Below are 23,677 nucleotides of genomic sequence, written 5' to 3' on the forward strand. Positions count from 1 at the left end.
TCCCGCCATGACGCAAAACAGCGTCGGGTGCAAATCACAATGCCAGCCCGCACAGACTCCGAACCCAAAGCGTTGTCTAGAGGACACGCGTTCGTGAGCATTCACGCATTTTGCGAGATTGACGTCAGGAATCGCGGGTTCGCTGGCGAGAAAACAGTAAGGGCATAAAGCTACATGTGCAAACAGCGGCAGTCGATATTCACTCAGCCACCTCTGGTTCAGCCGCGCTTTTCTTGAACTGCTGGTCAAACAAACGACGGAAGCTGCCGTTCTGTTTCATAAGCTCGCCCAGATTGCCTTGCTCAACAACGGCTCCATCCTGGACCACCATGATCTTGTCTGCTTCAAGGATCGTGGAAAGACGGTGCGCAATCACAACGACGGTCATATCTGCGGTCAGAGAATCCAAAGCTTGTTTTACGAGGGATTCGGATTCTGCGTCCAACGCGCTGGTGGCTTCGTCCAGCAACAGAATTTCCGCCTTTCGCAGGATCGCACGGGCGATGGCGATGCGCTGTTTCTGGCCTCCGGACAAAAACGTGCCGTTTTCTCCAACTTGCGTGTCATAGCCGTCGGACAGCTCCGTGATGAAGTCGTGGGCGTGTGCAGCCTGCGCCGCCGCAATCACCTCTTCGTCGGTGGCCTCTGGTGCAGAACATCGCAGGTTGTCCATCACCGGGGCCGAAAACAGGAACGTATCCTGCCCAACATAAGAAATCTTGCGCCGCAGAGACGCGTAGCTGGCATGGCGCAGGTCCTGGCCATCAATCTCCACCTGTCCTTCATCGGGGTCATAAAATCGCATGATCAGACCGAAAATCGTAGATTTTCCGCCACCGGATTGACCGACAAGCGCGGTGGTCTTGCCCGCCTGGAAAGTCAGGTTCATGTCCTCGATGACAGGTATCGTACCTTTGTAGCCAAACGTCACATTGCGCAGTGCAATCTCACCGGGGCCGTCCAGCAAATCATGGGCATCGGGGCTCTCCTGCATCGTGTCTTCCTGGTCCAGCAAGCCAAACAGAAGACCGACACCAACCATGGCAGCTTCAATCTGAACCCGCATCTTGGAGAGGCGCTTAGCCGGCTCATAGGCCATCAACAGAGCCGTGATAAAGGACATCAACTGACCTGCAGTAGGCGGCTCGGACCCCGCGATACCCATCGTGCTGACGATCAGAACACCGGCAACTGCCAAACCGGCCAGAAACTCCATCAGCGGGCTGGCGATGGATTGTAGCCGGGCGATATCGTTTGCACGCTCCTCCACCTTGCGGATCGCGGTGTCCATCCGTGTAATCATGCGGTCTTCCAACGCAAAGACCTTGATTACTTTGATCCCCGCAGATGTCTCTTGCAGTACGCGAATGATCTCGGCCAGTGATTTGAACTCGGCCTGCATGATCGAACGTACGCTTTTCAACAAGCGGCGCACGCCATACAGCGCAACCGGTCCAACGAGGAAAAACATGATCGACAAGACGGGTTGCTGATAAACCATTACGATCACCAGACCCACGAGGGTTAAAGCATCACGCACAAACCCGGTGACCAGGATATCAATAAGTCTCCGCGCCGACTGAGCTCCATTTGTCGTCCTCATCAAAAGATCCGAGGATTCATTGGCCGAAAAGAAAGACACCCCATGGCGCAGCAGCTTGCGATACACCCGGTCTTGCTGGGCGGCCACAATACGGTTGCCAGCCCGCGCCAGATATATGGCCTGAACATAGGTAGCGAGCGCTTTGGCAAGAAAAAGACCCACAACGCCAAGCGCAATCAAAGAGGCATAGCTTCTCATTTCCGGGCTGGTCATGGCGTCCACGATGTATTCCATCATGAAAGCCGCCCCTGCGGTCGTAGCAGCAACTGCAATCATCGCAACGATTGCAACGGCATACAGTCTGCCCTGCGCAAAAAAGCTCTCGCTGATGAGACGACCCATATAGCCAGATCGCCATTCATCCCAGGCGCGCTTAATCATTGCATTCTCCAGATCGTGAAACCATGCGCTCGCCCAGATAACCCATATTCCGGTTTGCCAAAAGGGCAGATAATACACCGCGACAGACTAGCCCCGTCCGGGGGCGATCAAGTTCCGCGTCAAAATAGGTGGGGTCTATAGGCGAAACAAGTCCTACAAACTCTCGACAACCTGCCTAAAATTGCCTGACCGTACTCGGAAAGGGCAGCTACCAAGCAGCAAAATGCCCACAGTGCAGATATCGACGGCGGAAGTCTGCGCAATTGTATTTACCCAATTTTGGCGATGTTCAAACTGCGAAATTGTGTTACTCTTGAGCACGTTAATATACGCACTACCATATTCAAAGCGATGATCACGTTGCGCACGCATAAATTGTTTTCTGCATCGCGGTCAGCCAGACTGACCTTCTTGTCGCACCGGCAAATGCAAGCCGCCAATTGCGCTTGTACTAGCCAATTGAGATACGTAGTAACGCGGTAGAGCATTTTTGGAATCCATATTGTGTCGATCCGGACTTTCATTCTTAGTCTACCAAAAGATGTAGAGCGTCGGCGCTTCTGCGAGCGTGAGCTTACGCAACACGGGCTGCATCACGAATTTTGTGACGCGATATCTGGCGATCAGATGGCCGAGGCCGATCTGCGCTGCGTCTACGATGCCGATATGAACCGGATAAAGTTCAAGCGGCCTCTTAGTCGAGGAGAGGTCGCCTGCACATTGGGGCATCGAAAGATCTGGCAAATAATTGCCGAATCCGATCAGTGTGTCAGCTTGGTTCTTGAGGACGACGCCACCTTTATCGTTGACCCACAGCCTTTCCTGAACGCTCTCGAAGATTGCCCCGAGTGTTTTGAGGACGTGATGATCAAACTAGATGGCGTGCCGGGGAATAACCTTCAGGTTCTGACGTCATTTGCAGATCAACACCTTGTTTTATCAGACAGATTACCTCCAAGAACCACCGGCTATGTTCTGGGTCGCCGCGCTGCACAGCGTCTGTTGAAGCCCGAAGCGCCCATCTCGAGACCGATTGATATCGACTTGAAATTTTATTGGGAACATAACGTCCCCATTCTGACCCTGCGCAAGCAAATGATTACGGAACGGCAGAACAGCGAAAGCAATATTGATCCTTGTCGCCGCCGTGCCAAACCCGGCTCACCGTTGAATAGATTTGTCCGTAACCTGGTGTATCAGGCGAAATACACGCACGGACGGTTGAGTCACCCTCTGAACCCGGACATGATCGAAGGACTGGCCCCATTGATGCGGGCAGATAGTCAGGTTCAAAAGCACGCATGAAAAAAAACCTCGTGGTTGTCCGGGCGGGCAACAACTCGTTGCACCACAGATGGCAAGACTTGCCGTTAAAGCAGCGCGACTACGATTTGCTGGTCAGCTATTTCTCGGACGATGCTTTTGCGGCCTTCACCCCGCAGCCGGGCGTTGAGGCTGTTTTGATCAAGGGCGGCAAGTGGGATGGCTTATACAAGACGCTGTCCGACAGGGATCTGGACCACTATGACTTCATATGGTTGCCGGATGACGATCTGGACATCAGCGCGCAGGATGTGAACGCCCTGTTTCAAGCCATGCGCACTCATGGATTGCGCATCGCACAGCCATCACTGACACTCGACAGCTACTATTCGCATTTTGTTTTTAGCCGATGCCCCGGATTTGTGCTGCGCTATATCAACTATATCGAGATCATGGCCCCGTGCCTGCATCGGGATGTTTTGAAAAAGGCCCTGCCCCTGTTTCAAGGTACAATGAGCGGATACGGGCTGGACTACATCTGGTGTCGCTGGGCCGAGGCCGGAGCGTTCCGAACCGCCATTCTGGACGAAATCGCGATGCACCACACCCGTCCGGTAGGAAAGGCTCTAAAATCAGCCATGGCTGAAACCGGCAACCTGAGCTCCGAACAGGAAGAGGCCGTCCTGAAAGAGATGTTCGATCTGACCCGCCGCACCGTGCCCATCGTCTTTGCCGGGATCTTGCAGGGTGGGCAGCCGATCTCGGGGCGGGTGCAGCTTGGCTGGCGCATGTGCAAAAGCTGGATGTCCGCTCTGTCGGAGTTTCGCGACAGAGGATCAGCTCGATCAGGCATCCTCAAGATCGCGCGCCGGCAATTGTCCAAGCCGTTGGACATGACGACCATCACGTCAAAACAGAAAGGGCCCTGAATGAGCACGCGGCATTTCCTGATGGTTGGGGCCGGGCTTTCGGGCGCGGTCATCGGTCGGTCGCTGGCAGAGCGGGGTCACAAGATCACCGTTGTGGACAGCCGCGATCATATCGGCGGCAATTGTCACACCCATCGCGACGCAGAAACAGGCGTTCTGGTACATGTCTATGGCCCCCATATTTTCCACACCGATGACGAAGAGGTCTGGAATTACGTCAATCGCTTTGCGACATTCCGGCCGTATAAGAACCGGGTGAAAACAACATCACAAGGCCGGGTGTTCTCGCTGCCAGTCAATTTGCACACGATCAATCAGTACTTCGGCACCACCCTGCGCCCGGATGAGGCGCGCGCCTTTATCACCCAAGAACAGGCAGATACTTCGATCACCGACCCACAGAGCTTTGAGGAACAAGCGCTGCGCTATGTCGGCCGCGATCTCTATGTGGCGTTTTTTAGGGGCTACACAATCAAGCAATGGGGCTGCCACCCCTCTGAACTGCCTGCTTCGATCCTCAAACGTCTGCCGGTACGGTTCAACTACGACGACAACTACTTTTTTCACAGATTTCAAGGAATGCCGGAAGAAGGGTATTCCGACATGATTGCCGGTATCCTCGATCACCCTGCAATCACGGTTCAGCTGGAAACAACATTCAATCGCGAAATGGGCGCCGCGTTTGACCACGTGTTCTATTCCGGCCCGCTGGATGGCTATTTCGGCTATGAGCTTGGTCGGCTGGGCTATCGCACTTTGGATTTCGAGCGGTTCACCTATGAAGGCGACTATCAGGGCTGCGCGGTCATGAACTATGGCGACGAGGACGTGCCCTTTACCCGCATTACCGAGCATAAGCATTTCGCCCCGTGGGAAGACCATCAGGGCTCGGTGTGCTACCGCGAATACTCGCGCGCAGCGGGCCCCGACGACATCCCGTATTACCCGATCCGGCAGGTGAAGGAAAAAGCCTTGTTGAAGGACTATGCGGATCTGGCCGAGGCGGCACAAAATGTCACCTTTGTGGGTCGACTCGGGACTTACCGCTATCTTGATATGGACGTCACCATTCGCGAGGCGCTGGATACGGCAAACGCCGCACAGACCGCGATTTCAAACGGGGAAAACCTGAAGCCGTTCTTCGTTTCGGTTCTGTAAACGGCGCATCCATACAGTTTGAAACCAAGGGCGTATGTGGCGTTTAGGCATGCGCCTCTTGGCTTTGATCCGTCAGCTTGCCCGAGGTGATTGCCGCCAAAGCAACCATAACCGCTGCTGTTCCCAACACCAAAGGCAATCCACCGATCTGATAGGTCAGACCGGAAAGTACCGTTCCCAGCAACCGGCCTGTGGCGTTGGCCATGTAGTAGAACCCCACATCCATCGTGACTCGCTCGGATTTGGTGAAGGCGAGGATCAGGTAGGAATGCAGCGCCGAATTGACGGCAAACAGCGCCCCAAACACCAGCAAGCCAAGAACCAGTGTAATGGTCAGCCATGTTTGCGGTCCGTCCGAGATCAGAACCGCCACGGTCAGCGCCGACAGGACACAGAACAGGGCTGCGGCCCAGCTTCGAGCAGCGTTTATCAGGTCGCCTTTAGTTCGATCTTGGGAGCGCAGGATTTTGGGTGCGTTGGCCTGAATGACGCCATAGAGGATGATCCAGAACGCCATAAAGGTGCCGATCATGAAAAAGGCCGCGCGATTGCCCTCTTCCGTGCCATCGGACAAAACGGCGTAGAAATAGATCGGGATGCCGACCACGAACCACACGTCACGAGCACCAAACAGGAAGACCCGCGCGGCGGACAGCCAATTGACGTTGGCAGATTTTGAGAAAACCTCGGAGAACTTCGCGCCCTTGCGCCCTTTGGGCAGACCGGGAGGCATAAACCGGACAACCGCGAACAGGATCACCGCCAGAACGATCGCCATCACGATAATAGCCGCCTGAAAGCCCAGTGTAGCCAGCATGGCTGCACCAAGAAGGAAGCCCAGCCCTTTGACAGCGTTCTTTGATCCGGTCAGCAATGCCACCCAGCGAAACAGCTCGCCGCCCTCTGTCGGGGCCAACAGTTTCACTGCGGATTTCGAGGACATCTTGGCCAGATCCTTGGCCACTCCGCTTGCGCCTTGCACGATCATGACATAGGTCACAGATGCGCCAATCGCCCAGTTAGGGTCTAGTTGTGTAAGTGCCAGCAATGCCACCACCTGCAACCCAAGCCCGGCATAAAGAGTCGAAGTCAGGCCAAACCGAGCCGCGATCCAGCCCGCTGCAAGGTTCGTCACCATCCCGGCAATTTCATAGAGGACAAACAGATACGCCAACTGCACTGGCGAGAAGCCCAGCGTATGAAAGTGCAGCAGCACCAGCATCCGCAAGGCTCCGTCGGTCAGCATAAAAGCCCAATAGGCCGCCGTAACCGCGATATAGGCCGACAGCCCCTCGGGCCGTTCGGTCACAGCGAGGCCCCGACCATCAGCGCCACATCCACCAGACGGTGCGCATAGCCCATTTCGTTGTCATACCAAGCATAAATCTTCACCTGCGTCCCGTTCACCACCATGGTCGAGGGCGCATCGACGATCGAGGAGCGTTCGTCATTGGTGTAGTCGGTGGATACCAGCGGCCGGGTCTCATAGCCCAGAATACCTTTCAGCTCGCCATCGGCGGCGGTTTTGAAGCAGGCGTTGACCTCTTCGACGGTTGTTTCGCGTTCAACCTCGAACACGCAATCGGTCAGCGAGGCATTCAGCAGCGGCACCCGCACCGCGTGGCCGTTCAAACGGCCTTTCAGTTCAGGGTAGATCAGCGTGATGGCCGTGGCCGAGCCGGTTGTGGTCGGGATCAGCGAGTTCAATGCCGACCGCGCGCGCCGCAGGTCCTTGGCGGGGCGGTCCACGATGGTTTGCGTGTTTGTCACATCGTGGATCGTGGTCATCGAACCGTGGCGAATGCCCAGATTTTCATGGATGACCTTTACGACCGGAGCCAGACAATTGGTGGTGCAGGACGCCGCGGTCACGATGTGGTGGGCTGCGGGGTCATAAGTGCTTTCATTCACGCCCATCACGATATTGGTCGTTGGGCCTTCCTTGACCGGGGCTGAGACGACAACCTTCTTCACCCCTGCCTCGAAATACGGTGCCAGCTTAGCCTCGGTCTTGAACACGCCCGTACAGTCGATCACCACATCCACGCCATCCATAGGCAGGTCGGACAGGTCTTTGGTGCCAATGAACGGCAGGCGCGTGCCATTGATCGTCACGCTGTCGGCGTCATGGGTAAATTCCGCATCCCAGCGGCCATGAACAGTGTCAAATTCCAACAGGTGCGCATGCATCTCGGGGTCGCCAGCGCTATCATTGATCCAGGCGATCTTGGCGCCCTTCTCGAGCAGAGGTTTTAGGGCCAGTTTGCCCATCCGGCCAAGGCCGTTTACCGCGTAAGTCGTCATTGCATGTCCTCAACAGGTGTTCTGGCGATGTCATCCACGGCCGTTTGTAAAGCGATCCGATCCAGGCTTTCGACGGGTAGAGAGGTAAACGCCTCGATCCGTCGCTTCAGCGCGCCATAGGCGTTCTGGAAGGCCAGGCTTTTCTCGGCGTCCGTGCCCATGGCCTTGACCGGGTCAACCATGCCCCAATGGCCACTGATGGGTTGTCCTTCCCAGGCCGGACAATCCTCGTTCGCGGCCTGATTGCAGACGGTGAACACGAAATCCATCTCGGGCGCGCCATCGGCTGCAAATTCAGACATATGCTTGGACCGCAAAGCCGAAGTATCGTGCCCTTTGTCAGCCAGAACCTGCATCGCGAAGGGGTTCAATTCAGAGGTCGGCTGTGTGCCTGCAGAATAAACTTTGAACCGATCCCCACCCAAGCTGCGCAGGATGGATTCGGCAAAGATCGAACGGGCGGAGTTGCCCACACACAGAAAAAGGACGTTGTATTTCCGGTCCGGCATAGTCTTGGCTCCTTGGGTGGAGGGCATACAGATATCGGGCCGACCTTTGCAGCAATCTTTCAGCAGGAAGTCCAGCATGTGCTGCACATTCGTCATCTCGATTGAATATAGCAGCGATGTCCCCAACCGCTCCTGCCGCACCAATCCCGCGCGTTGCAGAGCATTCAGGTAGTTCGACAAGGTGCTGGGTTTAATATCCAGCTGCACTGCCAGTTCACCGGCAGGAACAGTGTCAGGAAAGCGTCGCATAAGCATGCGAAACACCATTAACCGCTGCGGATGGCCCAGGGTGGCCAACTGATCTGTTGTTTTATATTCCATATTTCACGAAATATTGAAATAAAGGATGTGCGACAACCACTATTCAGCGCTGTTACAAAAATTTCACAGTAAGGGTTCTGCACCCAGAGCCTAAGAACTGGGCTTGCGCGCCTGACCCGGACGGTTTAAACGAGCCCTCGCTTGCCTCAATAGCTCAGCTGGTAGAGCAGGTCCTTCGTAAGGACAAGGTCGGGGGTTCGAGTCCCTCTTGAGGCACCAAAAATAGCTGTATTTTACTAATTTTTGAATATTTTTGCGATAAATTGATAAATATCCCCTGATTTGCCCCCCGATTTTTTGTTGATGCCTGATGATCCCGGGTTGATTTCAATTCCATGCCCATCACCCACTTCCTACTGTTAAGAATGGCCATACTATTAAGCACATCCGCTTTGGCTCAGGAGCGGACCTTCGCCAAAACTGACTGAGCGTCTGCTAAGCGGACAAAGCACCCGTTCATCATTTGTTGCAGAAATCCGAAGTTACTAACTTAAGATCAAATAATTCGTTCATTTGGATCGATTAATTGAGCTACTTTTATCGACCGTTGGTGCGAACTCTGGAAGCGTAAAGACCTTTGTTGATTGCGACATACCTGCTAGCTGGTGTTGCCCCAAGGGCTCAAGCCGCGTTGCAACATCTGCTGCGAATTCCGAGGACATTACCAAAGGAGTTTTAAGAGACTTACACAGACCCTCAAGCCGATTGACTTGGTTTACCGCAGGGCCAATCGTTGTGAAGTCCAGCCTACGTTCCGTGCCGACGTTTCCATACATTACGGAACCCCGATGTAAGGCAATTCCAAACTCAATTCTGCCGCCGTACTTTTGCCAAATGATGTTCTTTTCCCTCGCGCGAGCTAAGCACTCCAACACTGAAGACAATGCGGCACGGCTCATGTCGACTGCCGGCCTCGACTTTTCGTCTACTGGGAAGATTGCCATAACAGCGTCGCCGATAAATTTAAGGATCTCACCGCCGTGATCTTCTACCGCCCCGGCCGTACAATCAAAATAGTCGTTAATTAACGCAAGATATCTATTCAATGGCATGTCTTCTGCCATCCGACTGGAGTTTCTAAGGTCGCAATAAAACAAAATGCAGTCGATTGCCCCTCCGTCGCCGCGCTCGATTACACCATCCAAGACACGGTTTCCAGAGTAGCTTCCTAGGTAGGCATCCATGAGACCTTGCGCAAGAATGCGCGATTGAGCGTTTTTTATAACCAGTGCGAGGGCAGGCATGAGTGCTCGGATATAGTTGATTTCAGAGTCGCTAAATCCGCCTATACGTCGTGTAGAAATCGACATCATAACGCCCTCCATTCCAGGCGGAAAATCCGACCAGCGGCTAGCGTCATCGCGATGATAGCTTTCAAACTGAACCAGATAGTCCGTTGCGCCATCTGAACGAAGCTCTTCTAGGATCGGAAAACTGGTCTCGACCGACCCATCCTCCAATTTGTAACGCCGATAGGAACCGCCGTTATGCGCCAAATCGAAAAAAGGTGTGTTGCGGAATCCAGGTGTCGCAAGCTGGTCTCTGGGCGTTAGTTCGACTTTGGATTGATCGTCGCGGACCGTCCAAAGCACATTCAATGCGCCAAAAATTGGGTGCAGGACCATGCCCCCGACGTTGATCCTAGCAACAGGGACACCAGCGGAAACCAGACGGTTGCCAAAGCCTCGCACCACATCGTCCGCCTTTGTATCGCGAAGACCGCACCCCATCAGCCAAGCAGCAACGCTATCTAGAAGTGGAGACCTGCTGAACTCAATCATATTGAGACACTTTCTTGTCTAAACAAGCGTATTGAACCAGCTCGATACTGAGACCTTAGACCGATTTGACACAATGAGCGCAGGGAGTCTTGTTCCGAGCCTTCAGTCCTTTTGTATCACAGCACTGCTATCGCCTCCTAGCTTGGTGCGCTAAACAACCAGTTTCACCCCCGTACTCCAAGGTAGGCGACGGGCTCGATGCGATCGCCCGCCTGAATATCACGAGCGACCGCTGTGCGGACAAACCTGCTGTTCGTTGAGGAAACTCTCCAGATTTAGCCAAACTTGGGAGTTTGGGCCAAAGATCACTTTTTTCTCCACCAATACGCATTGCCGTTGGTCACTCGACGAAAAGACAAGACCGCTTATGGATCTGTAACGTCAATCTCGCTCAATGCTTCACCCGCAGCGCTGCTAGGTTGGCTGATACCTAAAATAGTGCTCAGTGTGACGGCCACGTCCACCGTGGAAACGGGACGACTGACGCGAGTTGGCTTGATACCTGGACCAGCGAAAATGATTGGAACATGCGTGTCGTAGCGCCAAGGCGATCCGTGCATTACGGCAATTGGACCTTCCTCGAAGATAAATGAATAAGGTGTCTGAACAACATAAATGTCGCCAGAACGTGTTGGGTGATAGTTTCGCCGGATCTGCTCCTCAAGGGTATGCCCTCGTTGTTCAGGAAACGGTTCAGTTGGCATCGCAAGCTCAATGCCCGGTGCAGCCATCAAGTTTTCGACGATGCGTCGCTCGATAACACGCCTGTCGGCGCCTGACGCTTCAATGGCGGCATTGTCCAGATATACGTAAGGACGAAAAAAGAACTGTATTGCGGATTCCACTCCGAACTCATCGGCGATGACCGAATTCACATCTATCATCAATGCTTCGGTGGAGTTACGGAATGTCGAAAGCCCGGCTTCGGCCATCTCTTCTGGCGCTTCCGGCATGCCATGATCGGCGGAAAGCACATAAAGCACATTCGCTCGTCCAACCTCTCGATCCATGAACTCAAAGAAATCAGCCAATGTCTCATCCAAACAGCGCACCATTTCTTCATTTTCTAGGCTGGATGGTCCGAAGAAATGGTTGGTTGCGTCTACACCTGAAAAACTGATGCTTAGGTAATCCGGCCATTTATCGTCACCAAGCCCCTCCTCTTTGACAACAGTTTTTGCAAAGTCGGCCGTGATCCGATCCCCATGAGGCGACAATAAAACCTGCGTGTAGTAGAGCCCGTCTTCCGGCTTCCCATAGAAATGAGGGAAAGTGCGACCGAATGTGCCAAGGTTGGTTACAAAGGAGCGTTCCTTTCTTTCCATTAGGTAAGGCGCGTCAGAACACTCCGGCCACCACTCACTTTCGATCTTAGCATCTGCGGCGTGTTTAGAGTTCCAGTCGAGAACCCAATCGGGATACGCGTCATAATAAAAAGCACTTGTTTCAAATGCCCCTGTAGCCGCCGACAGCCATAAAGCTTTTCCAGAATGCCCTGCCATTGCAACCGCCGAACGGTCTTTACCAGATACGGAAAAAACTTTTGATCGACCGGCATTGGCTTTCACCAGTTCGTCTCCAAACGTCGTCGCCAACAAGTTAACGGGAGAACGGCCCGATGTCACAGCAGCGGCTTGTGTCGGGTCGACTTGATCAACGTTTCCACCGAAGCCTGGAACCGGCAACATCGGGTAGTCCGGATCTTCAATATTGTATCCCAATCGCTCTTCAGCCCTGTTGAACCAGGCATTGCCAATCATTCCATGCTCAGAGGGATGGGCTCCTGTAGCGAGCGTCGCGTGGCCAACAATGGTTTCGGTGTTGGCGTGACGATGATGAGCGTCGGTGTACCAGACGCCGCTTTCCAAAAGCCTTTTGAAACCAGCTTCGCCGAAGGCGGCCTCATAACGAGAAATCAAGTCTCCGCGCAGTCCATCAATTGTGATTTGAACAACGAGTCGGATGTCTTCCGTTGCACTAGCCGCCGTCGTGGATATTGAAAAAAGGAGTGTTGAGACTAAGGCAAATGATCGCTGCATTTATGACCTCATAGAACTACCCAATCCTCTGAATACCAGCATCTGCGTCCACCGGCTACTGAGGGTCATTAAAGATGCTCTTTTGAACTTCCGATTTGGGCTCAACGCAGTCATCTGAGTGTTTTTCTCAGATGACTGACAAGAGGCGTAAAGCAGCCGTTCAGGACAAAAATTTTAAAGTTCCTACCGTGAATGACTGCTTCTCACACGAGCGGACGTTGGCTGAAATATCGCGAATGACCGCTATGCGGACGAAGCAGTCATTGAGACAACAAAGCTGCCAGCCTAGCTATTCGGGCACACCAGCTCGACGCAAGCCTTCAATCAGGTGCTCTAGATCATCTTTGTTTTTGTAGGGAAGCCTTTCAGAAATCTTCGACAGCGAGTCGTCTGGCCGCAGCCTCAGATACTCTTCGGCATGCACTCGAGCAGCATCCAGATCATCCAGCCTTGCATAGGCTGCCGCCAGTATCTGGTGCAAACCATCATGGTCCGGATATCGTGCCAGTCCCTGTTCAAGTGCTGCGATAGCGTCATCGTAACTCTGGGTGAGATAGAGCGCCGTCCCCAACACTTCGTAGTAGAAACCCATGGCAAATACCGGATTATACTGTAAGGCAAGCCGCGCCTCTTTGACCGCGTCTTCCGAGGCACCCGACGCAATCAGGTAGTACCCTAGCGCGAAATGTGCATCAGCATTGCTGGGCTCCAACTCTACCGCTTTTTGTCCTTCTACTACGGACAACGAGTTTCGCCTCGTCCAACAATAGACGTCGCCCAAAACCATATGAGCTTTGGCTAACCCGGTATCCAACTTAACGGCTTGCTTGGCATGCTTCAGAGCAAGCTCAAGTGTCGCTTCAGGATCTGGGCTCCACCGAAATGCATCATGCACCAAAGCCCAGGCGAGCCCCGCGTATGCCGGAGCGTATGCTGCGTCGAGCTCGATTGCACGCTCGTAGAGCTCGCGCGCTCTTGCATTGTCAGCCTTGGTCGTAAGCGCGTGAAACGCGTTGCCTTGCAGGACATAATCGTACGCCTGAAGGCTTTTGACTTCTTTTCGAAATGCCCGTTCTTGTTCCGCTCGAGTGAGCGTCACCGCCAACGTCGAGACAATGCTCTCGGTGATACGGTCCTGAAAGTCGAAGATTTCCGCCAGTTCTCCATCAAACCGGTCGGCCCACAGCTGGTTGGAGTTCTCCGTATCGATCAGCGTCGCGTTGACGCGAACTCGGCCGCCGCCCCGGCGCACACTTCCCTCAAGTACGTACCGGACCCCAAGCTCTCGGGCTACTTCCCCAGCGGAGTGAGGCCGTTTCTTGTAATCTCGGGTCGCGTTTCGAGCGATGACGACAAGCCCCGAAATCTTGGATAGATCGGTGGCGATGTCGTCAGCGACGCCCTCGGAAAAATATTCGTCCTCCCGGTCGTTCGACATGTTTTCGAATGGAAGGATCGCGACAGACGGTTTTTCCTGCTTTGCCTGAACCGGCCCTTTCGCGGGCCAACGAAAGACCCTGATCGGTTGCTCAATCCCCTTAATATCGTGCTCACCCGCGTCGACGAAACCGGCTGCCACCCGCTTCCCGACACTGTCATGAACAAGCGAGGAGATGCATATTCCATCGGGCTCAGCCAACGCTTCCAAGCGAGCGGCAATGTTCACGCCGTCGCCGAAGATGTCATCACCATCGCCGATGATGTCACCCAGATTGATACCAATGCGCAATCTGATCCTACTTTTGGCTTCGACAATCCGACGCTGGATCTTCAGTGCCGCATCGACGGCATCGACCACACTGGAAAACTCGACAAGCGCTCCGTCACCCATCATCTTTACGATCCGGCCTTGACGGTCCGCGACAACGGGGTTGAATTCTTCGCTCCAATACGCTTGCAAGGCGGCCAGAGTGCCTTCTTCATCCTCGCTCATCAAACGAGAGTAGCCGACCACGTCCGCTATCAAAATTGCTGCCAGCCTTCGCGCCATGTCCCGTCCTATTCGAAACCGAAGCTACCGAAACGAGTGGCGGAAAGCCATTGTTTAAGTGGTTTTGCGGCACGCGCCAGCGGCTTTGGGGAGCCTGATCTGACGTTCAGGGCGAAATTTTCGAAAACGCGATCATGAATGGCTGCTTCCTTTAAGTGCGGACGTCGGCGAAATACAAGGCAATGACCGGGTCGCGGACGAACCTGCCGTTCGTTGCAAAGGGCAAGGAGACAATTTCTTCAAACAAGCCTTGCTGACTAAATCGCAGTTTTCCCGATGCCCAGAAGCTTCTTATTCGGCATGATGCCTTCAACGTCTTCGGAGTATTCTTGCTTGAGCCGCATGAGTGCGTAGATTTCCACTTTTGAATGCTCTTTCTGGGGCAAATTTCCCCTAGCTTCGAGTTCAAAATAGGGTTCGAGTTGCTGTTTCAGCGAATGCGAAACCATGACCACTCCTGGCTCGCCAGAACTCTCGATCTTGGAGGCAATATTCACGGCATTTCCCCAAATATCAAAGGAGAACCGGCGCCGACCCACAATCCCGGCAATAACCGCTCCAGAGTTCATACCCATTCGGAATTGGAGGTGCGGCAGACGAAGTTTCCTGCGTTGCTTGTTGATGTTCTTGATCTCGGCCTGCATGCGCAATGCGGCCAGTGCCGCATTCAGATAGTGGAAACGGTCCGGTTGCGGCAGGCCAGACACTGTAAGATAGGCGTCCCCGATCGTCTTTATTTTTTCGAGGCCAAAATCGGCCACGACATCGTCGAACCTTGCAAAATAGCTATCCAGTAATCCGATTAATGTTGCCGGTTCCGAGGTTCCGGTGAACTTCGTAAATCCGACGGCATCAGCGAAAAGGACGGTCGCCGACGTATGAAACTTCGGTGCCACTTTTCCGGTCTCAATCATCTCCTGTGCGATCGTCTCCGGCAGGATCGTTCTCAGCAGTTCATCTGCGCGAGATTTTTCTTTGCTGAGCGAAGAGTAAGCATCATTTAGTTCCCGGACTGTCTCATCCAGTTCTACGATCCGCCGACGGTTTTCGAGCTGTGCCACGGTTTGTTGCGACAGGCGTTTGAGGCCTTCCTGCTGCTCAACGGTCAGTTCGCGAGGCTCAAAGTCCATAACGCAAATCGTTCCAACAGAATACCCTTCGGGTGTGACCAGAGGCATGGAGCAATAGAACCGATAATGCGGATCGTTAAGGACAAAGTGAAAGTTCTTGAACGTATCATCGAGCGTGAGATCTGGTGTATGAACCAGATCGAACCCACAGATGGTCACCGAGCAGAAAGCGATCTCACGTGGGCATCTTTCGAAGTCATCGGGAATTCCATACTTCGATTTAAACCAGAACTGGTCGTCCTCAATGAAGCTGATATAGGCGACCGGACAATCACAGATTTGAGCGGCCAGTTCGTTAATCTCATCGAACCCGTTTTCGGGCGGCGAGTTCATAATCCTGTAAGAACGAACGGCGTCGTTGCGCTCCTCCTCATCAAAAGGAACAGGATACGGTTTGGAGTTCATATCGAACTTGCTTGCAAGTTTGGTGTCGGTGCGATCACGTCTATACCGAAAACCAAGTTACTGGTTGGCTTCATATTTGACCCAGTTTCTACCATACGCGTACGTTACACTACACGCTGAAAGCACCCAAGAATACAATTTGCAACGCGCGCAACCAATACCAAAGAGTTCGCGCCCTTTGCGTTTCACGACTTTTGCCTCACCGGAACGCGCCCAGCGTTCGAACAGCCAATTCAGTTGCTGCCATCCTGACCAACGACGACATTCGTAAGTTTTACAGGGTAAATATTAGAACAAAAGCGAGAGTCCACTTTGGGCTCAGCGCTGCCATTTTCTGCGATGAGCATGATTGACCGCTCGCAGCCCAAAGCGGTCTTTGAAAGCTGGAAATTAACACCTCAGCCACCGTGGCTCGCTGCGACCGATTTTATGTTAAAGTAAGCAGGCATCAATTGGAGATTGTTGGCTCGGAGCAACGGAGATGGAACGCAAATTAGCGGCCATTCTGGCCACCGATATAGTCGGTTTCGCGGGATTGGTATCACGCGATGAAAGCGGAACATTAGCTAAGTTGGTTCGACTAGAACGTGAAATCATCGGCATGCAGGTGGAAGCAAACCGGGGTCGTGTTTTTAAGTCTACTGGCGATGGGTTTTTGGCTGAGTTCTCGAGTGTCTTTGAGGCGGTCAATTGTGCAATTAACATTCAAAGAGCCTGCGCACGCGAAGCACGCCGGTCGAACAGTGACGACCCTCTCATCTTACGCGTCGGCGTTTCTCTCGGTGATGTCGTTGTACACGGCGACGATATTCTCGGAGACGGCGTAAATACTGCGGCACGGCTTGAAGCAATAGCGGAACCAGGTGGAATCGCGGTTTCAGGAGAAGTAATGGCGCAAATAGCGGGCAAGATAGATCTTCCGCTGGCGGATTGCGGTCACAAAAGACTCAAGAGAACTGATAGTCCAATACATGTCTACATGACCGTTTCAGAACCCGGAGAAGAGGGAGGTTTTCTGGATTTTGATGAAGATGAATTGGCCAAAACCTTAATAACTGGTGGCTGCATCTGTGGGTTAGTACGGTATGAAATAAACGCGCCTGCCATAAGCACCGGGTATTGCCATTGTAGTTGTTGCAGAAAATTTTCTGGTTCAGCAGTTAATGCATGGGCGGCTTTTCCCGCTTCTGCTGTTCGATTTCTCACCGAGGAACCTCGATACTTCGCAACTACGCCGATAGCAAATCGTGGCTTTTGTGCCAGATGCGGGGCAAGCCTAACTTATAAGCTCGTGAAGCCACGAGAAACGGCCTATCTGGTCCTGCATACTTCGAGCCTCGACCAACCGGAAAACTTTGCTCCTTCAGTCCACTCCGGAATAGAAAGCAAAATGCCTTGGTTTGATATTTTGGATGATTTGCCGCGGACAAGATCTTCAGACTCCAGAGTTTTGCAAGAAGCGTGGTCAAGTGTCGGTCTACCAGACCCTGAAACTTGGGGACCTTTGGCTAAGCCGCCTGATGTTTTTTAGTGATCGAGCGATTTCTGCTTTATCCGCAAAGAGAGCATTCCTAGCGTTTGAGAAAATGACAACATCGAGCCCAATGCGGGCGCCCATTCGAAGTTAGTGCGGCTGCACAACGACCGAACGCTCGGAGTCCAGATCGGTCGGTCGCCTTTTCTAGATTTCCAGTGTCCCCGGCTCATGATCTACTGATCGGCTTGATGTCCATTGAAGCCATGTCGCGGCGGTCAACAGTTCTAATATGCGACAGCACCTCCATCTCGAAACTTTCCTTGAAGGTAAAGGGCCCCAAATGGCCGGCACCTTTCAGAACCTTTAGCTCAGCAAGCTTACCTTGGGTTGCCAGAATTTCTGCGATGCGCTTCGTGTGCGCATGAGTCTCCGATCCGAGCATGATCGTAGAGGGAATTCCTTCATGAAAAATATTTTCTGGATCAGGTTCATTCAGAAGCGCATCGAAATCGCTTGGGGCTTTGTGAACCCAATTAATCATAGCGCACCTGCGTTCACGGCTCAGGGCTTGCCAAGAGCCAAGTCCTCCCCAAAAATCAGTAAAAACCTGTGCGCTAAACTCTTCGCATCCCTCTTCTATGCCAGTTCGTATTGCGTTTGTGAGGCTTACAATCTCGGAATACAATGAACCGTCAGCCGCGTTTCCGGCTTTCAGTAGGCTGAACAAAGTTGGTTCATAGAGACAAAGTGATCGAACAAGGTCGGGTCGAGCTCTGGCAATGTGCAACGCCAGCGCTCCTCCATACGAGTGTCCAATCAAGTGAGCGGGTCTGCCAAGCTTCTCAATCTCAGTGATGATCGAAGCAGCTTCGTGTTCCAATGTGAACGGCCCGTCGGGGATTTTATGACCCCGAGACAGGGTTCCAATTAGGTCGGGCGCTATTGTTTTGGTTTCATCGCTCATCCGGGCAAACAGAGTGCGCCACTGGCTTCCGTCAGCACCGGAACAATGTAGCCCCACGCAGGGAGCGGGCGAAATTTGGGACCGGGACGGCGAAGCGTGTAGTGATGCGTCAAATTGTTTATTCATGTGATGACCTCCAATCTGAATTTCACAATGGTGTCACTCATCTGTCCTTCAACCTATCGGACACATGTCCCGGTTAGACTCAAAACGACGGGAAATTGTTGGGACATTTGCCCCAAATTGACTAAAAAAGGACATGCGAACCGTTAGATACACTTCCTCAAGCGATGGTACGTCGCTGGCGTGGAGCAAATCCGGAAACGGCCTGCCCATGGTAAAGGCGGCTAATTGGCTTACGCATCTCAGTTATGATCTCGACAGTCCAATTTGGTCTCACTGGATCGAAATGTTAGAAAGTCAATTCACCCTTGTTCGATATGATGAGCGAGGCTGCGGATTATCTGACAAGCGAGTTGAGAATCTGAGTATTGATTACTGGGTTGATGATCTCGAAGCTGTAATCGACGCCGCTGAAATAAATGAACCATTCTATCTTCTGGGTGTTTCTCAGGGCGCTGCGACTTCTATCGCGTATTCGCTCATGTATCCCGACAGGGTCGCTGGGATGATACTTGTTGGCGGCTATGCAAGGGGCAGTAACCACCGTGGACCGGTTGCCGCCAAGAACTACAAGACTGTAATCGATATATTTCGCTTGGGTTGGGAGAATGACAACCCAGCATTCCAAGATGTATTCACATCAAGATTTCTTCCTGGCGCGGCAGTCGAACAGCGCTCATGGTTCACAGATCTTTGCCAAAAGACCGTTTTGCCTGAGACAGGGGCCGACCTGCTTATGGCGCGCGCTGACGTAAATGTTGAGAGCCTTCTGCCAAAGGTTTCAGTTCCAACACTGGTGATCCATTCAAGGAACGATCAGGTTATTCCGTTTGAAGAAGGACAACGTCTCGCTCAGAATATTCCCGGAGCGACAATGTCTGCTTTAGAGGGAAAAAATCACATTATCCAACGCGATGAACCTGCCTGGCGCGCTTTTTCCAAGAGCTTGCTTGAATTTACATTTTCCGGTCAAACGACGGACTTTAACGATTTGACAAAGCGCGAGCTGGACGTGCTGAGACTCATCTGCCAAGCAATGAGTGGTAAAGAAATTGCTAGAAGTCTTCAAATGAGTGAAAAAACCGTTCGAAACCACACAAGTAAAATCTACGCCAAACTTGAACTGCAAAACAGACAGCATGCAATTCGCACGTATGGGCATCTGTTCTGATTAGAGCATGAAACTGCAAACCTATTAATCTGACCTAACGTGGCAATGGTAGCTTTGTCCGCAGAGCAATCGTTCACGCCGAGCGCCGCGAAGGTTCGATTGCCGCTCGCCGCTATTCACTTCAACGACTGTTCGCAGACCAAATTGGGCATTCTTCCAGCGGCAAAAAATATGTTTCCACATGTTGCATGCTTGCTATGACTTGCCGCTGGTCTACAACTGGTGTCGTCAATCAGGAATGCCTGCGGCTGCCAGCATTTTATAGTAGGCGTCATAGATTTCTGGTTTTGCGACAGAGATACGAGCGCGCATATGCCGGAACATTGAAACGCTAAAATCGGGTTCCCGCGACATGTGAATACGTGCGAGTTCTCTAGCTCGGCTCTCATTGCCGAGAGCCATTTCCGCCACAAGTTCGTTCAGGCGAAAGACGGTCACAGTGTTATGAAATGCACGCATTTTTTGGGCGGTTTCTCTTAGATCGCGCCAGTTCCCTTCCGCGATTTGCGACAGGCTGATACCCATGTGGACACGGTAGTTTAGTGGGTCATTCGGGTTAAGTCGGAGCGCCTCCCTGGCATGTGCCTGTGCCGTTTGTGCTTGGCCCATCAGGCCATGCAGTACGCAACTTGATCCCCAGGCTGAAACGCAATTTGGGCTTCTCTCGACGACTTGATCCACAAGTGACAAACCGTACTCTGTATCCTCCGACAGAAACGCGAGTACGTAACCGGCATATGCTTGCGCCTCTAGGTCAAGATGTGATGCCGCCAGAGCCTCATGTGCCAGCTGAATTGCGTAATCAAATCGGGCCTCGTTTGGACGCGTATCCGGGTTCCATAGCAAAGTGCGGATCCAGCCTCGAAGAGCGCTTGCCAATGGGTACTCACTTGAGAGTGAAAGAGCTTTTGACAAATGGTCGTCTGCTTCAGTGAAATTGAACCTGTAGATCAAGGACTGCGCACGTAGGAAGTGATCATAGGCTCCAAGGGTGTCAGGGCGCTTGTGAGCAGCACGGTCTATTTCAGCTTGTCTGATACCTGGCGCAATCGAAGCAACGACAGCCTCGGTAATCTGGTCCTGAAGCTCGAAAACATCATCGAGCTTGCCATCGTATCGATCCGCCCAAACATGAGACCCGGTTTCCGCATCAATCAGCTGACCCGTGACACGCAACCGGTCACCAGCGCCGCGAACGGACCCTTCCAATATATAGCGGACACCAAGCTCTCGGCCGATACGACGCACATCAACCGAAAGCCCTTTGTAAGAAAAAGAAGAGTTTCGGGCGACCACGAATATCCAGGGCACTCTGGATAAGCTGGTGATGATGTCTTCGGTAATACCTTCCGCAAAGTAATCCTGTTCAGCGTCAGGCGACAGATTGTCAAAAGCCAACACCGCCACTGAAGGCCTGTCAGGACGGGATTGAGTTAACGGGGATTCAGTAGCAAATGCTGTTTGTACCAAGTAAGCAGTTACAGGGCGTGTGATATTCTTCAGATATTGCGGCCCCAATTCGGTGAACGATACATCCACCTTACCCACAAGATCTTCGTAAACCCGACCTGAAACGATGATCCCTCCGGGAGGAGCAAGACTTTCCAGCCGGGCCGCGATGTTGACGCCGTCACCAAGAACATCACCGTCGTCATCAAAAACATCGCCCGCATGAATTCCCATACGGAATTGCATTTCCGGACTTTGCCCGCGCGCCCCGTTCCGCTCAGCCATCTGACGTTGCATCGTTTCCGCACATGCCAGCGCATCTACAACCGAGGAAAACTCTGCAAGAAAACCGTCACCAGTTCTTTTGAATAGGCGTCCGCCATTCAGGCCGACATGCGGCTCCAGCGCCCTAAAGTGGCCCCTATATGTGTGCAATGCGGCTTCCTCGTTAGCACTAACAAGCGCGCTATAGCCAACAACATCAGCCACGAGTATGGCAGCCAAGTACCGCTCCAAACAAAATCCTCCCGCGTATCCATTGTGAAGGAGTGTCAAAGGGATATTAGGGGTTTCGCGCATAAATCGCGATCATTATTCAATGAACATCAGTGACCGAATAACGACACGCAAGCTTTTTGCTTTTGGGTAAATTAGGCAGAAGCGGACCTCGAAAACCGAACTTTGTAATTTCGACTTTGCACCGCAGCACAGAAACTGGAGCAAGGTGCCGCGTATGACTGCCTTGAGGGCAAAACGAGCTTCTAGCCGCGAATGCAAGGTTTTGGCTTGGCACTTTGAAAAGCCTTCATACTCGGGTGCCATCAAAATTCTAGGTTCGGTGCCGTATGCTTGCTATCGTTTCAGTAAGGGTCCATTGGCGGAAATCAGAATGACAATACGGGCGTCTTCAAGAAAGGCATTCGAGTACAGAACACGTCTCACCGACAATCGGATTTGGGACATGTTCGCGCTGCGCCAAGGAGATGTGATTGTTGCAACACCGCCTAAGTGCGGAACAACATGGACACAGGCCCTTGTGCTGTCGCTCTTGTTTGAAAAGCCTGGTATGGACAAGGTCATGGATGATCTGTCGGTTTGGCTCGACCCTGCGTTTCGAGATCAACTCCCTATAGTTCGAATGTTCGAAGCTCAAAACCACAGAAGATGCATCAAGACCCATACGCCTTTTGACGGCATTCCTTTCGATCCAGATTGCACCTACATCGCGGTGTACAGACACCCAATCGACGCACATTTTTCGATGCGCCGACATGTGGCAAACCTGAAGGAAGACCTGATCCAAGACAGGTTCCCGGATGAGCCGACAGCTTCATTCGCACTTTTTGTTGGTGAGACCGTTCGAGAGGAGATGGCCGATGGGATCACCCTTGAGGCCATCGTTCATCACTTCAAGTCCTTCAAGTCAAACATCCAACATCCCAACATACACATTTTCCACTACGCCGATATGCGGCGCGATTTACTCTCTCATACCAGAAAGCTAGCTTCCGTACTCGGCCTCAAAATTGACGATGAAATGTTGGCCGCAATTGCGGAAAGTATGCAATTCGAGAACATGCAAGCTAATGCGCGCGCGAGTGCCAAAGAAAAAACACAACGGTCCACAACCTTCAAAGACCCGTCAGCCTTCTTCGATAGCGCAAGCAGTCGCAAGTGGGAGGGCAAGCTTTCAGACGAAGACCTTCGCGCCTTTCACAAACGTCTTGCAGAGTTGCTTCCGGAAGACGATGCGCGATGGCTTCAGTCTGGCGGAGAGCTTACTGCTTAGGACGTTGCTCGCTGAATAAATTAAGATAGCCGCTCTGGGGTCGTCTCGGCCATCTGGGATTTTTTCCGGATGACCCGTAACCTCGATGAGCGGTCATTCATGGCCAGCGACCGCGGCCAGGGTTTGCGCTTACCAACAACGGCCATTCGCCGCGGTTTCGTCCGATGTCTCAGATGCGGACAAAGCGGACTTTGCAAAGTGCAGCAGACTGTTCAAACCGGGCATTCCTTCCAATAGCAGCGTATACGGCTATGAGCAGGAAGCAGACTTCACTGTTGCGCTCCAACAACTTGTGACCTGGTTAAGCTTCTTCTGTATCGTTTGATTGATCTTCCTTGATCGGTAGGATGGGTAAACCTTCAAAACTAATCTGGGGTTAAAAATGTACAGGTATGCGCTGACAACATTGGCTTTGTTTTGTGCAAGCTTACTTCATGCCGCTGGTATGGAGCGGTGGGGTGATTCCGGGGACTGGACAATCCTGATTGATCCCGAAAAGGGCAACGGCTGTCTCGCGTGGAAGCCCTTTGAAAATGACATGACCGTTGAAATTGGTGCAGCACCCAATCAGGCTGGCGGCTTCTTTGCTGCCTTTAATCCGGCCTGGGTTCAAATCGAAGACGGTGCGACGGGCATCGTAAGGTTCGACTTTGGTGATGCGAAATTCGAAGGAGAAGCCGTGGGTGTCTACAAGAATGGAGTTCCCGGTGGCTACGCCTTTTTCGACAACCCGGCGTTTGTAACCGAGTTTGGAAAGCGCCAAAGCGTTACGATCATTGGCGAAAGCGGGGCCGAGGTTGAACTCGATCTCAGCGGATCTGCTAAAGCCATTGAGGCCGTTCTGGCGTGTCAGGCCGAGCAGCCGGAACCGCTGAAGAACTAGGACGCGCC

At 52.7% G+C, this 23,677-nt stretch carries 17 protein-coding genes and 1 tRNA gene; 8 read left to right on the forward strand and 10 right to left on the reverse strand.

The window, feature by feature from the left end; genetic code table 11:
* Nucleotides 1-199: 199 nt before the first annotated feature.
* Entirely contained in the window at nt 200-1,984 is a 1,785-nt protein-coding gene (locus ACR3E7_RS12895; protein WP_480503522.1) for an ABC transporter ATP-binding protein, read from the reverse strand.
* Nucleotides 1,985-2,488: 504 nt separating this feature from the next.
* Between ACR3E7_RS12895 and ACR3E7_RS12900 the strand changes: the two genes are divergently transcribed.
* Genes ACR3E7_RS12900 through glf form a run of 3 tightly spaced genes read left to right on the forward strand, consistent with a single transcriptional unit; the run spans nt 2,489 to nt 5,334 of the window.
* The gene (locus tag ACR3E7_RS12900) at nt 2,489-3,289 is read left to right on the forward strand and encodes a glycosyltransferase family 25 protein (protein WP_170791597.1); all 801 of its coding nucleotides are present in this window, start codon (nt 2,489-2,491) and stop codon (nt 3,287-3,289) included.
* Nucleotides 3,286-4,176, forward strand: coding sequence for a hypothetical protein (locus ACR3E7_RS12905; protein WP_480503523.1), 891 nt, complete (start codon nt 3,286-3,288; stop codon nt 4,174-4,176). The genes ACR3E7_RS12900 and ACR3E7_RS12905 overlap by 4 nt, the downstream gene beginning before the upstream one ends.
* Complete coding sequence (gene glf, locus ACR3E7_RS12910; RefSeq protein ID WP_480503524.1) at nt 4,177-5,334, forward strand: UDP-galactopyranose mutase; 1,158 nt, start codon at nt 4,177-4,179, stop codon at nt 5,332-5,334.
* 43 nt (nt 5,335-5,377) lie between these two features.
* Here the strand turns inward: glf and arsJ are convergent, their stop codons facing one another.
* From arsJ to ACR3E7_RS12925, 3 genes are read right to left on the reverse strand one after another with little or no spacing between them, the layout of a single operon-like run.
* The gene (arsJ, locus tag ACR3E7_RS12915; RefSeq protein WP_480503525.1) at nt 5,378-6,643 is read right to left on the reverse strand and encodes an organoarsenical effux MFS transporter ArsJ; all 1,266 of its coding nucleotides are present in this window, start codon (nt 6,641-6,643) and stop codon (nt 5,378-5,380) included.
* Nucleotides 6,640-7,638, reverse strand: coding sequence for an ArsJ-associated glyceraldehyde-3-phosphate dehydrogenase (locus tag ACR3E7_RS12920; RefSeq protein WP_480503526.1), 999 nt, complete (start codon nt 7,636-7,638; stop codon nt 6,640-6,642). Before ACR3E7_RS12920 ends, arsJ begins: the two co-directional genes overlap by 4 nt.
* Entirely contained in the window at nt 7,635-8,468 is an 834-nt protein-coding gene (locus tag ACR3E7_RS12925) for an arsenate reductase/protein-tyrosine-phosphatase family protein (protein ID WP_480503527.1), read from the reverse strand. The genes ACR3E7_RS12920 and ACR3E7_RS12925 overlap by 4 nt, the downstream gene beginning before the upstream one ends.
* Before the next feature lie 143 nt (nt 8,469-8,611).
* On the opposite strand from ACR3E7_RS12925, the gene ACR3E7_RS12930 reads away from it, so the two are divergent.
* A tRNA-Thr gene (locus ACR3E7_RS12930) sits at nt 8,612-8,687 on the forward strand.
* 290 nt (nt 8,688-8,977) lie between these two features.
* On the opposite strand, the gene ACR3E7_RS12935 is transcribed toward ACR3E7_RS12930, so the two are convergent.
* The 4 genes from ACR3E7_RS12935 to ACR3E7_RS12950 form a co-directional block, all read right to left on the reverse strand.
* A complete protein-coding gene (locus ACR3E7_RS12935; RefSeq protein WP_170791591.1) occupies nt 8,978-10,249 on the reverse strand; it encodes an adenylate/guanylate cyclase domain-containing protein in 1,272 nt (423 codons plus the stop codon).
* Between the two features lie 365 nt (nt 10,250-10,614).
* The gene (locus ACR3E7_RS12940) at nt 10,615-12,288 is read right to left on the reverse strand and encodes an alkaline phosphatase family protein (protein ID WP_480503529.1); all 1,674 of its coding nucleotides are present in this window, start codon (nt 12,286-12,288) and stop codon (nt 10,615-10,617) included.
* 289 nt (nt 12,289-12,577) lie between these two features.
* Nucleotides 12,578-14,278 (reverse strand): adenylate/guanylate cyclase domain-containing protein, encoded by a 1,701-nt coding sequence (locus ACR3E7_RS12945; protein ID WP_480503530.1) that lies wholly within the window; start codon nt 14,276-14,278, stop codon nt 12,578-12,580.
* A gap of 257 nt (nt 14,279-14,535) precedes the next feature.
* Complete coding sequence (locus ACR3E7_RS12950) at nt 14,536-15,813, reverse strand: adenylate/guanylate cyclase domain-containing protein (protein WP_480503531.1); 1,278 nt, start codon at nt 15,811-15,813, stop codon at nt 14,536-14,538.
* A gap of 481 nt (nt 15,814-16,294) precedes the next feature.
* On the opposite strand from ACR3E7_RS12950, the gene ACR3E7_RS12955 reads away from it, so the two are divergent.
* Nucleotides 16,295-17,344: a GFA family protein gene (locus ACR3E7_RS12955; protein WP_170546192.1), complete on the forward strand. Its 1,050-nt coding sequence runs from the start codon at nt 16,295-16,297 to the stop codon at nt 17,342-17,344.
* A 172-nt stretch (nt 17,345-17,516) separates the two neighbouring features.
* On the opposite strand, the gene ACR3E7_RS12960 is transcribed toward ACR3E7_RS12955, so the two are convergent.
* On the reverse strand, nt 17,517-18,380 hold the full coding sequence (locus tag ACR3E7_RS12960) for an alpha/beta hydrolase (protein WP_170458410.1): 864 nt from the start codon (nt 18,378-18,380) through the stop codon (nt 17,517-17,519).
* A gap of 208 nt (nt 18,381-18,588) precedes the next feature.
* On the opposite strand from ACR3E7_RS12960, the gene ACR3E7_RS12965 reads away from it, so the two are divergent.
* Nucleotides 18,589-19,548: an alpha/beta fold hydrolase gene (locus ACR3E7_RS12965; protein ID WP_480503533.1), complete on the forward strand. Its 960-nt coding sequence runs from the start codon at nt 18,589-18,591 to the stop codon at nt 19,546-19,548.
* A 228-nt stretch (nt 19,549-19,776) separates the two neighbouring features.
* Here the strand turns inward: ACR3E7_RS12965 and ACR3E7_RS12970 are convergent, their stop codons facing one another.
* Nucleotides 19,777-21,501, reverse strand: a complete 1,725-nt coding sequence (locus ACR3E7_RS12970) for an adenylate/guanylate cyclase domain-containing protein (RefSeq protein ID WP_171126712.1) — start codon at nt 21,499-21,501, stop codon at nt 19,777-19,779.
* A 457-nt stretch (nt 21,502-21,958) separates the two neighbouring features.
* On the opposite strand from ACR3E7_RS12970, the gene ACR3E7_RS12975 reads away from it, so the two are divergent.
* Complete coding sequence (locus ACR3E7_RS12975; protein ID WP_480503534.1) at nt 21,959-22,786, forward strand: sulfotransferase domain-containing protein; 828 nt, start codon at nt 21,959-21,961, stop codon at nt 22,784-22,786.
* 538 nt (nt 22,787-23,324) lie between these two features.
* The gene (locus ACR3E7_RS12980) at nt 23,325-23,669 is read left to right on the forward strand and encodes a hypothetical protein (RefSeq protein WP_237218079.1); all 345 of its coding nucleotides are present in this window, start codon (nt 23,325-23,327) and stop codon (nt 23,667-23,669) included.
* Nucleotides 23,670-23,677 lie beyond the last annotated feature (8 nt).

Source organism: Ruegeria sp. BK1 (assembly GCF_056535645.1).